Source organism: Collinsella sp. SGI.095, assembly GCF_050314535.1.
In the GTDB taxonomy this organism is placed as follows: Bacteria; Actinomycetota; Coriobacteriia; order Coriobacteriales; family Coriobacteriaceae; genus Collinsella.
This window is the reverse complement of record NZ_JBNPNG010000016.1, coordinates 1-12645: the sequence shown is the minus strand read 5'-3', so window position 1 is coordinate 12645 and position 12645 is coordinate 1. Positions and strand designations below refer to the sequence as shown.

The window sequence follows — 12645 nt, the reverse complement described above, 5'->3', positions numbered from 1 at the left end:
TAAGGAAGGTCACTATGCCCGTACCTAAACAAAAGCAGGGTCGTATCCGTACCCATACCCGTCGTTCCGCCAACATGAAGATTTCGGCTGCGGCTCAGTCCACGTGCCCCCGTTGCGGCGCTGTCAAGCTCCCGCACCACGTGTGCCCCAGCTGCGGTTTCTACAAGGACCGCGAGGTTATCGTTACCGAGTAACTGTATACTCTGGATACGATGCCGTTCCAACTGGAACCACAATGGCCGGCTCAATGAGTCGGCCATTTTTGTATAAGGAGCACTTGAAATGAGTAACGTTCGCGTTTGTGTAGACGTTGTGGGCGGAGACGAGAAGCCCCAAGTTGTCCTCGACGGTATTGAGGCCGCACTTGCCGCCGATCCCGATATCGAGGTCATCGCTGTTGGCCCCGCCGATATCGTCAACCCCTTTGCCGCGGCGCACGCGCGCGTGGAGGCTCTGGAGGCCCCCGATGTCATCGCCATGGACGACGATCCCATCCGCGCCGTGATGACCAAGCGTAAGTCTTCGATCGTGCTTGCCTGCCGTGCTATTAAGAAGGGCAACGCGGACGCGTTTTTCTCCGCGGGGTCGACCGGCGCCATGACGGCTGCCGCCACCGCCTACGTGACGCCGTTTAGATATTTGGTAGAGGGTAAGAAGCAGCCGGTGCGCCCATGCCTCACCAATGCGCTGCCCAACCGCGCCGGTGGCCTTACGGTACTGTGTGACATGGGGGCCAACCCCGATGTCGAGGTCGACGACATGGTTCGCTTTGCCCAGATGGGTGCAGCCTATGCCCGCGTGGTCCTGGGCATCGAACATCCGCGTGTGGGCCTGCTTGGCAACGGCACCGAGGACGAGAAAGGTTCTAACTTTACCAAGGCGTGCTTCCCGGCTATGAAAGCCGCGGTCCCCGGTTTTGTGGGCAACTGCGAGGGCACCGATCTTACGTCGGGCAATTTTGACGTTGTGGTCGCCGACGGCATGTCGGGCAATATTGCGCTCAAGGCAACCGAGGGCGCTGCCAAGTTTTTGCTGCAAGAGCTCAAGGGCGCCTTTATGTCTTCGCTCGGTACCAAGATCGCCGCGCTGCTCATCAAAAACCAGATGCGCCAGATGAAAGCCAAGCTCTCGGGCGATGCCAAGGGCGGCGCGATCCTGCTGGGCCTTCGCGGCGTCGTTTTGATTGGCCATGGCGCCACGTCGGCCGAAGCCGTTAAGAACGGTACGCTCGCCGCGGCTCAGGCCGTTCGAGCCGGGCTTATCGAAAGCATTGCCAATTCCATGGAAGGTATCGTTTAGCAAGAGCTCCGTTACGTGGCTCAAGCTATGCATCGTGGGGTAGAATCGGAGCCGTGCTGCAATGCGGCTTCCGCCCGCGCGACACATTGTATTCCACGACTTATGAGAGGATGCGCTATGGATCGCTCCGAAATCTTTGACAAGATCGCCGAGGTCGCTGCCGACGTGCTGGGCGTTGACGTTGCCGAGATCAGTGATGAGACGACTTTTGACGACCTCGATGCCAATTCGCTCGAGCGCCTGCAGCTGGTGACGGCCATCGAGGACGAGTTTGACCTCGAGATCGATGACGAGACCCTGTTGTCGCTTACCTCCGTTGCCGACGCCGTCGACGCTATCGAAAACGCCAGGGAGGCCTAGGTCTTGGCTTTATCTCAACGACTCACGCGCGCTCAGGAAATCCTGGGCCATGAGTTTAATAACAAGGTGCTGCTACGCGCGGCGCTCACCCACCCCTCGGCAGTAGAGGGGCAGCCGGTCTCTGCCAGCTATGAGCGGCTTGAGTTTTTGGGTGACTCCATTCTGGGCGCCGTGGTTGCCCGTTCGCTCTTTGAGTCTTATCCCGAGTTCGATGAAGGCAAGCTCACGCGTCTGAAGGTATCGCTTGTTTCGGGTGCCACGCTGTCCGAGGTGTCGCACGAGCTGGGCATCGACGACATCATCATCTTTGGCGCCTCCGAGACCGGTACCGGCGCGCGCGGCCTTAACTCGGCGCTCGAGAACGTCTATGAGTCGCTCGTGGGTGCGTTGTACCTCGATGCCGGCTGGGATGCGGCGGCGGAGTTCATCCACCGCACGCTTAAGCCCCATTTGGCCTCCGAGCGTGCCGAGCACCCCGCGAACCCCAAGTCGTTCTTGCAGGAGTGCGTGCAGGCAGACGGTCACGAGCCCCCGGCATACAAGCTGGTAGGCTCCGAGGGCCCGGCACATGCGCCCACCTTTACCGCCGTGGTGCTTGTCGACGGTATCCGTCAGGGCCGCGGCACCGGCGCCTCTAAGAAAGAGGCCGAGGGAGCCGCTGCACTCGAGGCGCTCGACCGCATGGGTTACACCACCAACGGTGTGATTCTCAACAAGAAGCCCGTTTAAGCGAGGAACCGTGTATCTCAAGTCCCTTACGCTCAAAGGGTTCAAGTCGTTTGCCGACCGCGCCCATATGACGTTTGAGCCGGGCCTGACCGTCATCGTCGGTCCTAACGGCTCGGGAAAATCGAATATCTCCGATTCGATTCTGTGGGTACTGGGTGAGCAGAGCGCCAAGCAGCTGCGCGGCCAGGCCATGGAGGACGTCATCTTCTCGGGCTCGTCGGCGCGCAAGCCGGTGGGCGTTGCCGAGGTCACGCTGGTGCTCGATAACTCGGACCATGTGCTGCCTGTCGACTTTGATGAGGTTGCCATCACCCGCCGCATGTATCGTTCGGGCGAGAGCGAATACCTCATCAACGCGAGTCCGTGCCGCCTGATGGATATCCAGGACATTTTGCACGATTCGGGCTTGGGTAAGGATACGCATTCCATTATCAGCCAGGGCAAGCTCGATGCCATTTTGCAGAGCCGTCCCGAGGAGCGCCGCGTCCTTATCGAGGAGGCTGCCGGCATTTCCAAGCACAAGCGCCGCAAGGAGCGTGCGCTCAAAAAGATTAAGTCGATGGACGAGCACCTTACCCGTGCCCGCGACATCAATAAGGAGATTGCCCGTCAGCTGCGACCGTTGGAGCGTCAGGTCGATCGCGCGCGCAAGTACAAAGAGCTGTCCTCGCGCGCGAACGAGCTTACGCAGATGCTGGCCGTTGACGAGCTTCGTTCGCTGCAGTCGCAGTGGAACGATCTGGAGAGCCGTTCCAAAGAGGGTGCCGCCGAGCTGGAGCTTGCGCAGTACCGCTTGGGCGAAAAGGAGCGTGAGCTCGAGAAGCTCCAGGTGATGCTCGAGGAAAAGGGCCTGTTTGTGGGCGACTTGGGCGAGCAGCGCCGTCATATGCAAGATGTGGTCGGTCGCATTAACTCCGATATGCGCCTGCTCGAGGAAAAGGGCCACAATATGGTGTCGCGCCTGTCCGATATGCGCGGCCAGATTTCGAGCTCCGAGCATCAGCGTCGTCGCGTGGTCGAGGAGCTCGAGGATGCACGTGCCCAGCTAGAGGAAGTGACCGGTGCGCACATGCAGGCCCAGGACGACGTTGACGCCGCCGGCCCTGCCGCCGCCGAGCTCCACGAGCGCCGTGTTGCGCTCGACAATCAGATTTCGCAGCTTACGCGCGAGCAACGCGATGTGCAGCGCGTGGCCGACAAGGCTGCGCTCGAGCTTGCCAAGGTGAAAGACTCGCTGAGCAATGCCGAGGTCGAGGACAACATGTACGCCTCGCGCCTGGAGCAGATTGACGAGCAGCTCGAGGAGGTCACGGCCTCGCTCGAGAGTCGTCGCGACCGCGCCGAGGAGCTCGACGGCGCGCTCGATCAGGCTCGCCAAGCCCAGGCCGATGCGCGCCAGGCCACCGAGGTCGCCCGTGCGGCGTTGAAGGACTTGCGCGCCCGTGAGAGCGAGTCGCGCAACAAGCTGTCCGAGGTGCGCTCTGAGCTTGCGAGCCAAAAGAAGCTCGATGCCCGTATGGCCGATAGCTCGCCGCTGGTGAGCCGTCTGGTAGGGGCATTGGGCGATGACGTAACGGGCCGTCTGGGCGACGTGCTCGAGGCGCCGCGTGAGCTTGAGGGCCTGGTCGAGCAGCTGCTTGCCGGCGATATCGATGCCCTGTTGTTTGATGACGCAGCCACGCTTGAGCGTGCCGGTCGTGCGGCTTTGGACCAAAAGAAGGCCTCGGGCGAGGCACTGCTGGTGGCGCGTGGTGTGAGCGGCTCTGCTGCTGCCGAGGGCGCTGCCGGTTCGCGTCTGGTTGATCGCCTGTCCGTGCGTGCCGGTTATGGCCCAATTGTCGAGGCGCTGCTCGGCGGCTATTACGTGGTCGATGACTTGCCTTGTGCGCTGGCGGCACCAGTCGTTGACGGTGTGACCTATGTGACGCCCGATGGCGCTCGCGTGAGCTTTGGTGGCCTGGTGCGCGTGGGACTCGATGCCGGCGAGGCCTCGGGTGCCCTGGAGCGGAAGCGCCGCATTCGCGAGCTCGAAGGCCTGGAGCCCGATTTGGCTGCCGTTTTTGAGCATGTGTCGAACCAGGTTATCGAGGCCAATGCGGCCGTCGAGGAGGCGCGTGCCGCCGAGGGTGATGCCGCCGGCGAGATCGCCCGTCTTGAGGGCGAGCGTCGCTCGCTGCTCTCCGAGATTGGCCGCCTGGAGCAAAGCGCCAACAACGCCGAGGTCGAGCGTGCGCGCATCTCCAGGCGCCGTGAGCAGGCGGCCGAGGCCGTTCGCGCCGCGCGCCCGCGCGTTGACGAGCTCACCCGTTCGCGCGACGAGGCCCGTGCGCAGGCAAGCGACCTGGGTCTCCAGATTGCCGAAGCCAACGACGAGCTCGATCGCGTGCGCCGTGACGATTCCGACGCAGCCGGTAAGCTCGCCGATGCCAAGGTGCGCCTGGCCCAGACGGGCGAGCGCCTGCGTTCGCTGAAGGGCCGCGTGCCCGATCTGGAGCATCGCCTGGAGGGCATTGACCGCCGTATCCGCGGAACACGTCAGGCTTCGCGCTCGCTCGAGCTGCTGCGCCTGCGTGTCGATCCCATGCACGAGCGCTATTCGGCCCTGCTGGAGCGTGCATCTGATTGGGCCGCGCGCCTGCGTGACCAGGCCTCACTCGAGGAGGCAGACTCGGCTTCGCTCAAGAAAACCATCGAGGATGCCAAGGCCGAGGTCTCCCGCGCCAAGGAGCGGGTCGATGCCGCCACGGCGACACAAAACGAGTTCAAGGTCGCGCGCGGCAAGCTCGAGGTGCAGGTAGAGGCGGCCATCAAGGCCATTACCACCGATGGCACCACGGTGCTTGAGGAAGCGCTCATGCTTCCTGCTCCCACCGATCGCGACGCCGCCGAGCGCGAGCTCAACCAGCTCGTGCGCCAGATCAACAACCTGGGCCCTGTGAACCAGGTTGCCATGGAGGAGTACGAGCAGCTCAAGCGCCGCGCCGATTACATCGAGGAGCAGCTGGCCGATCTGGAGAGCGCGCGCAAGGCGCTCACCAAGATTACCGTGGCCATCGACCGCAAGATGCGCAAAGCCTTCCTGGTGACCTTCGAAAAGGTCGATGCGAACTTCCGCGAGATCTTCGCCATGCTGTTCCCGGGTGGCCAGGCGCATCTGGAGATGACCGACCCTGAGCATCCGGCCGAGACGGGCATCGAGGTCGTGGCGCAGCCGCGCGGCAAGCGCATCACCAAGATGATGCTCATGTCGGGCGGCGAGAAGAGCCTGACGGCGCTCGCCCTGCTCTTTGCCGTGTATCGCACGCGTACGGTGCCGTTCTATGTGCTGGACGAGGTCGAGGCGGCGCTCGATGACGCCAACCTGTCCAAGCTCATCGGCGCGCTCGACGTGCTGCGATCCGATACGCAGCTCTTGGTTATCTCGCATCAGCGCCGTACTATGGAGGACGCTGACGTCCTCTACGGCGTCTCGATGCAAGCTGACGGCGTCAGTCGCGTCGTCTCGCAAAAACTCGATCGCGAAACCGGAAAGGTCGTGAATGCATAATGGGATTCTTCGATGCTCTCTCGCGCGGACTTGAGCGCAGCCGCGAGGCCCTCAACGAGGTCTTTTACTTTGGCGGCGAGGTCGACGAGGATTTTTGGGAGGACCTAGAGGACACCCTCGTCATGGGTGACATGGGTGCCGAGGTCGCCATCCAGGTCTCCGACGACCTGCGCGATGCCGCGGCCAAGAAGAACCTCAAGACCGCCCCGCAACTCCGTCGGGCCCTGGCCGAGCAGCTCGAGCAGCATTTTGTACCCGTCGAGCGCGATCCGTTCGCCGACACGCCGAGCTGCGTTCTGTTTGTGGGCATCAACGGTGCCGGCAAGACCACTACGGTCGGCAAGATCGCGAGCGCCATGGCCGCCCGCGGCAAGAACGTCGTGATCGGCTCGGCCGATACCTTCCGCGCTGCCGCCATCGAACAGCTCGATGTGTGGGGCCAGCGCGCCGGCGTCCCCGTCATAAAGCGCGACCGCGGCTCAGACCCGGCAAGCGTTTGCTACGACGTGCTCGACGAGGCCGATAAGCGCGGCAGCGACCTGGTGCTCATCGACACCGCCGGTCGTCTGCACACGAGCCCCGAGCTCATGCGCGAGCTTGCCAAGGTGGTCAACGTGACGCGTAAGCGCGCCGCCAATATGGCCGCCGGCCCCATGCCCGTCTCGGTCGTCCTCGTGATCGATGCCGCGACGGGCCAAAACGGCCTGAACCAGGCGCTCGAGTTTAACGAGGCGCTGGGTCTGGACGGTATTATCATGACTAAGCTCGACGGCACGGCAAAGGGCGGTATCGCCATGGCCGTGGCCGAGAAGCTCAAGCTCCCGATCCTGCGCGTGGGCGTGGGCGAGCAGGTCGATGACCTGCAGGAGTTTAATGCCAAAGATTTCTGCCGCGCCCTGGTGGGCGAGTCCAACTAAGGAGTGACCAGTGTTTGATTCTCTGAGCGATCGCCTCAACGACACATTTGACCGCCTGCGCGGCAAGGGCAAGCTGACCGAGGCCGATATCACCTCGGCCATGCGCGATATTCGCATGGCGCTGCTCGAGGCCGACGTCAACTTTAAGGTCGTCAAGGAGTTTGTCGCCAAGACCAAGGAGCGCTGCATGACCGCCGAGGTCATGGAATCGCTGACGCCGGCGCAAAACGTCGTCAAGATCGTGCTCGACGAGCTCACCGAGATGCTCGGCTCCACCGAGAGCAAGCTCGTCTTTAGCAACCGCATTCCCAACGTCATTATGCTCGTGGGCCTGCAGGGCTCCGGTAAGACCACGGCGGCTGTAAAGCTGGCATACCTGCTCAAGAAGCAGGGCCGCTCGCCGCTGCTCGCCGCGTGCGACGTCTACCGTCCCGCCGCTGCCGACCAGCTGGCCACGCTTGGTGGAGAGATCGGCGTGCCGGTCTTCCGCGGTGACGGCGAGCACCCGGTCGATATTGCCAAGGGCGCCATCAAGGAGGCCGTCGACCACCTGCGCGATGTGGTCATCGTCGATACCGCCGGTCGTCTGCAGATCGACGAGCAGATGATGCAGGAGGCCGTGGACATCAAGAAGGCCGTCAAGCCCGATCAGGTGCTGATGGTCGTCGATGCCATGACCGGCCAGGATATCGTCAATGTTGTCTCGACCTTCGCCGAGCGCACCGACTTTGACGGCGTGATCATCTCCAAGCTCGACGGCGATGCCCGTGGCGGCGGCGCGCTTTCGGTGCGCCAGGTGACCGGCAAGCCCATCAAGTTCGTGAGCATGGGCGAGAAGCCCGATTCGCTGGAGCCGTTCTATCCCGATCGCATGGCCAAGCGCATCTTGGGCATGGGAGACGTCGTCGGCATTATCGAGAAAGCCCAGGAGGCAGCCGATGCCGAGCAGCTCGAGGCTGCCGAGCGCATGCTGCGCGAGGGCTTTACCATGAACGACATGCTCGACCAGATGAAGGCCGTCAAGAAGATGGGCGGTATGAAGGGCATTCTGGGCATGCTTCCCGGCGGCCAGCGCGCGCTCAACCAGATGGGCGGCAACCTGGATGAGGGCATCTTCGACAAGAACGAGGCCATCATCATGTCGATGACCAAGGAGGAGCGCCTGCGTCCTTCCATCATCAACGGCCAGCGTCGCGCCCGCATCGCCAAGGGTGCCGGCGTGACCCCCACCGAGGTCAATAGCCTTATGAAGCAGTGGGGCGAGATGAACAAGATGATGGGCCGCATGCGCTCGATGGCCAACCAGGCGCAAGCCGGCGGCAAGAAGGGCAAGAAGGGTAAAAAAGGCAAAAAGATGCGCATGCCCAATATTCCCGGTCTGGATGCCATGGGCCTGGGCAGCATGGGCGGCCTGGGTGGCATGGGAACAGGTGGTCCCAAGTCCGATATGGACCTGCTGCGCCAGATGGAAGCGCAGATGCGTAATAAAAAGTAACGACTGGTTGAGTCGAGTATGGCGAAGGCCGCCTGGATGGTACTCCAGGCGGCCTTCGCCGTTCGTTCGCAGGTTTTCTCACGCGCGGAAGCGTGCTGGCGTTGAGGTGCTTGCCACTAGTGGCAGCCACAGCCCTCGTGCCCATCATGGTCGTGGTGGCCGTGGCAGCCGCAGGACTCGCCATGCTCGTGCTCGTGCTCGCGCCCATGGCAGTCGCAGGTGGCCTCGCCGGTCTGCGCGAGCGTGCCGGCAATGAGGGCCTCGACGCAGGCGTCGCAGCTGCCCTGGGCGCCCGCATAGACCGTGATGCCTGCCTGGGTGAGCGCGTTGATGGCGCCGCCGCCGATACCGCCGCAGATGAGCGTATCGACGCCACCGTTGGCGAGCAGACCCGCTAGGGCGCCGTGACCAGTGCCGCCGGTGCCTACGACCTGCTCGTTGAGTACCTTGCCATCCTGGATGTCATAGATTTTGAACTGCTCGCTGCGGCCAAAGTGCATAAAGATGTTGCCGTTGTCGTACGTCGTTGCCACCCTCATGGTGCCGACCTCCTTTGCTGGCCATATGGCCGTTGTCGTAGGTGTGGGGGAGTATGCGATATTGCCGCCCTCGATACTAAGTGCTCGCCCGTTGACCAGCGCGTTTGCCACCTTCCGATGCGCGCGGCTGCAGATGGCCGCCACGGTGGCACGGCCGATGCCCATTTGCTGGGCGACGGCCTCCTGATTGAGGCCTTCCAGGTCGCAAAGCCGTAGGACTTCGAGCTCATCGACCGTCATGTCGATGGCGTCTCCGCTGGCAAGGCCGTCAGGGGTAAAGCCGCGATATTCGGGAATGATCCCAACACGGCGCAATTTTTCGCGTCTTCCTGCCATACACTCCCCAAATCTGACATATGTCAATAATAGGATAGCGCGTATACGAAACCGTTCAAGCTATTTTTGGCATATGTCAAAAAAGCTAAAGGTACAGCATTTGCGAATGCGGTGCCGTACTGCCGTGCATTGCGTGTGCCGCCCCAAGTGTGCAATTCGATGCTGCGCGCCTGGGCTACAATAAAAATCGCTTATAGGCGACTGACAGGAGGGTCAATGAGCAAAGCTGATCAACAGTTTGTAGCCATGTGCCGCGATATTCTGGACCGTGGCACCACTACCGAGGGCCAAAAGGTTCGTCCGGTGTGGGAGGACGGCACCCCTGCCTATACTATTAAAAACTTTGGCGTTACGGCACGCTACGACCTGCGTGAGGAGTTTCCGGCGCTTACCCTGCGTCGTACGGCCCTCAAATCTGCCATGGACGAGATTCTATGGATCTATCAAAAGAAGTCCAATAACGTGCATGACCTCAACAGCCATATTTGGGATGAGTGGGCCGACGAGACCGGCTCCATCGGCAAGGCCTACGGGTACCAGATTGGGCAGAAGAGCCATTATGCCGAGGGTGACTTTGACCAGATGGACCGCGTGCTGTACGACCTTAAGCACACGCCGTACAGCCGCCGCATCATGACCAATACGTACGTGTTTAGCGACCTGTCCGAGATGCACCTGTATCCGTGCGCCTACAGCGTGACCTATAACGTCACGCAGCGCCCGCAGGACGATAAGCCCACACTCAACATGATTCTCAACCAGCGCAGCCAGGACATTTTAGCCGCGAACAACTGGAATGTGTGCCAGTACGCCATTTTGCTGATGATGGTCGCGCAGTCGGTCGATATGATCGCTGGCGAGTTGCTGCATGTGATCGCCGATGCCCATATTTACGACCGTCATGTCGATATCGTTCGCGAGCTTATCGAGCGTCCGCAGTTTTCGGCTCCTAAGGTAACGCTCAACCCCGATGTGCATGATTTCTACGCGTTTACGACTGATGATCTGATCGTTGAGGGCTATGAGCACGGCCCGCAGGTCAAGAACATCCCCATTGCGGTGTAGGTGACGCGCATGACGTGTAAGCTTTCTGCCATTGTCGCCGTGTGCGATGACTGGGGCATTGGGTGCGAGGGTGACATGGTCGTGTCCAACCGTGCCGACATGCGCCATTTTGTGGCGTGCACCAAAGGTTGCCCGGTCATTATGGGACGCAAGACCCTGCTGAGTTTTCCCGGCGGGCGTCCGCTTAAGAACCGTCGCAACATTGTGCTCACGCGCGACGAGGGCTTTGCCCCCGAGGGCGTCGACGTGGTGCATAGTATCGACGAGGCGCTCGCCGCGGTTGCCGATGAGCCCGTTGCGTGGGTGATCGGTGGCGGCGAGGTGTATCGGCAATTTCTGCCGTACTGCGTGGAGGCCGAGGTCACGCATAACCATTGCGTACATGACGTGGACACGTACTTTCCCAATTTGGATGTCGATCCTGCGTGGGAAGTTGCGCGGCGCGACGGGGTTGCCACGATTGCCGCGGGCGAGGGTGACGAAGGCCTCGATTATGAGTTCGTGACATATCGTCGTGTTGATGCTTAAATCGTCTGGCGTGAACGGTATCACCGGGTTGATTGAATGCATGGGGCGGCGCTTAGCGTCGCCTCGTTTGGTATAGATGTGCTGTAAAGAAGGGTACGGGCTGGCTGCTATGACTGATGCCGTTGAGGTGCTGCGAATCGATTCCCTTAATGATGAGCGGCTCGACGCCTACGTGCGACTGACGGAGCGAGAGCTGCGCTGCGTGCTGGAGCCGCAAAAGGGCATCTTTATCGCCGAGAGCGCCAAGGTCATCGAGCGTGCGGTGCGTGCCGGATACGAGCCGGTGAGCTTTCTTTTGGGTGAGCGATGGCTCGATCAGATGATGCCGCTGTTCGAGCGTCTGGTTGTACGCGAGGGCGCAGGTCCGGTTCCTGTGTTCGTGGCCTCCATGGAGCTCATGGAGCAGTTGACGGGCTTTAACGTGACGCGTGGTGCGCTCGCGGCGTTCCGTCGCCCGCGTCAGATTCCGGTTGATGAGTTCTTGGGCGGCGTCGTCGAGGTGGCGGGTGAGCGCCCGGTGCGCGTGTGCGTGCTCGAGGGTATTGTCGACCATACTAATGTGGGTGCGATTTTCCGCTCGGCGGCAGCGTTGAATGTCGATGGCATTTTGGTGAGCCCCACTTGCTGTGACCCGCTGTATCGCCGCTCAGCCCGCGTGAGCATGGGCACGGTGTTTCAGGTGCCCTGGACGCGCATTGGCAGCGAGGCGCGCGTATGGCCGCATGATGGGCTGGCGGCGCTGCACGATGCCGGCTTTTCGTGTGCCGCCATGGCATTGACGGATGATTCGGTGTCGTTGGACGATCCCGCGTTGCGGGAGATTGACCGGTTGGCGATCTTTATGGGCACCGAGGGCGCCGGCCTGGGCGCCAAGACCATCGCGGGCTGTGACCGGGCTGTGCGTATTCCGATGGCGCACGGGGTCGATTCGCTCAACGTGGCCGCGGCGAGTGCTGTCGCTTTTTGGCAGTTGTGTCCGCACGTGAGCAACGAGTATCACTACCAGCCGGGACTGTATCACTAGGCAGATATTTTGCACCGGGCTCTGATTCCGTGTGTTTCGGTTGACGCCGGTCGGTGCTAAGCTGGTGTCGGCTTTGGTCATTAATTGACGTTTTGTTGTTTGACGTGCGCTGGTGGGGAGGGCGTGTGGCTAAGAAATCTACGGCTATCGATGTAACACAGGGTGTTATTTGGCAGCAGTTGCTTTCGCTGTGCGTTCCCATCTTTTTTAGTTCGTTCTTTCAGCAGGCCTACACACTTATCGGTACCTATATCGTCGGTCAGTTTGGCGGCAAGCTCGCGCTGGGTGGCATCCAGGCCACGATGGTGCTCACGGAGCTCTGCATCGGTTTTTGCGTCGGTGTTGGCGCCGGCTGTGCTGTTATTACGGGTCAGTATTTTGGCCAGCACGATGATGAGCGACTGAGTCGTTCGGTCCATACGGCCATGACGCTCGCTCTGGTGGGCGGTATCGTCGTCTCGATTCTGGGCATAGTGTTCGTTGAGCCCATGCTGGTGCTTATGAATACGCCGCATGAACTATTAGCCGAGGGTGTGGCCTATGCTCGTTGCTATTTTGCCGCTATGGTTGCGGCGCTGCTGCTCAATATGGGAACGGCACTGCTGCGCGCCGTGGGCGACACGCGTGGACCTGCCGTGATCATCGCTTCCGGCTGCCTCGTTAATGTGGTGCTGGATATCATTTTTGTTGCCGTGCTGCATATGGAGGCTCTGGGCTGCGGCATTGCGGTGGCGCTGACCATTTGCTCCAACGCCACGATGATCGTGATTCGCATGATGCACGCACCGGGTGCGTGGCGGCTTTCA

The 12645-nt window shown here is 61.4% G+C and carries 12 protein-coding genes; 11 read left to right on the top strand and 1 reads right to left on the bottom strand.

Annotated features, from left to right (window positions below; all coding sequences use genetic code 11):
• The first annotated feature begins 14 nt into the window (after positions 1-14).
• From rpmF to ffh, 7 genes are all read left to right on the top strand, one after another.
• Positions 15-194, top strand: a complete 180-nt coding sequence (gene rpmF / locus ACQRCA_RS06660) for a 50S ribosomal protein L32 (protein WP_022094017.1) — start codon at positions 15-17, stop codon at positions 192-194.
• 88 nt (positions 195-282) lie between these two features.
• On the top strand, positions 283-1299 hold the full coding sequence (gene plsX, locus ACQRCA_RS06655) for a phosphate acyltransferase PlsX (RefSeq protein ID WP_427719625.1): 1017 nt from the start codon (positions 283-285) through the stop codon (positions 1297-1299).
• A 117-nt stretch (positions 1300-1416) separates the two neighbouring features.
• On the top strand, positions 1417-1659 hold the full coding sequence (locus ACQRCA_RS06650; protein ID WP_154515452.1) for an acyl carrier protein: 243 nt from the start codon (positions 1417-1419) through the stop codon (positions 1657-1659).
• Between the two features lie 3 nt (positions 1660-1662).
• Positions 1663-2388, top strand: a complete 726-nt coding sequence (gene rnc / locus ACQRCA_RS06645; protein ID WP_154515455.1) for a ribonuclease III — start codon at positions 1663-1665, stop codon at positions 2386-2388.
• Between the two features lie 10 nt (positions 2389-2398).
• Positions 2399-5935, top strand: a complete 3537-nt coding sequence (gene smc, locus ACQRCA_RS06640; protein ID WP_427719624.1) for a chromosome segregation protein SMC — start codon at positions 2399-2401, stop codon at positions 5933-5935.
• Positions 5935-6852 carry a signal recognition particle-docking protein FtsY gene (ftsY, locus tag ACQRCA_RS06635; RefSeq protein WP_271807278.1) on the top strand — a complete coding sequence of 306 codons (918 nt, stop codon included), beginning with the start codon at positions 5935-5937 and terminating at the stop codon, positions 6850-6852. The genes smc and ftsY overlap by 1 nt, the downstream gene beginning before the upstream one ends.
• A 10-nt stretch (positions 6853-6862) precedes the next feature.
• Positions 6863-8347: a signal recognition particle protein gene (gene ffh / locus ACQRCA_RS06630; protein WP_427719623.1), complete on the top strand. Its 1485-nt coding sequence runs from the start codon at positions 6863-6865 to the stop codon at positions 8345-8347.
• Positions 8348-8463: 116 nt separating this feature from the next.
• Here ffh and ACQRCA_RS06625 read toward each other — a convergent pair whose 3' ends face one another.
• On the bottom strand, positions 8464-9222 hold the full coding sequence (locus ACQRCA_RS06625) for a NifB/NifX family molybdenum-iron cluster-binding protein (RefSeq protein ID WP_427719622.1): 759 nt from the start codon (positions 9220-9222) through the stop codon (positions 8464-8466).
• Positions 9223-9438: 216 nt separating this feature from the next.
• Here ACQRCA_RS06625 and thyA point away from each other — a divergent pair, with 216 nt between their 5' ends.
• From thyA to ACQRCA_RS06605, 4 genes are all read left to right on the top strand, one after another.
• On the top strand, positions 9439-10287 hold the full coding sequence (gene thyA / locus ACQRCA_RS06620; RefSeq protein WP_427719621.1) for a thymidylate synthase: 849 nt from the start codon (positions 9439-9441) through the stop codon (positions 10285-10287).
• A 9-nt stretch (positions 10288-10296) separates the two neighbouring features.
• A complete protein-coding gene (locus ACQRCA_RS06615; protein WP_427719620.1) occupies positions 10297-10815 on the top strand; it encodes a dihydrofolate reductase in 519 nt (172 codons plus the stop codon).
• Positions 10816-10924: 109 nt separating this feature from the next.
• Positions 10925-11839, top strand: coding sequence for a TrmH family RNA methyltransferase (locus ACQRCA_RS06610; protein ID WP_427719619.1), 915 nt, complete (start codon positions 10925-10927; stop codon positions 11837-11839).
• Positions 11840-11964: 125 nt separating this feature from the next.
• Positions 11965-12645 (top strand): MATE family efflux transporter (locus tag ACQRCA_RS06605; RefSeq protein WP_427719618.1); only part of this gene is annotated, 681 nt, incomplete at its 3' end.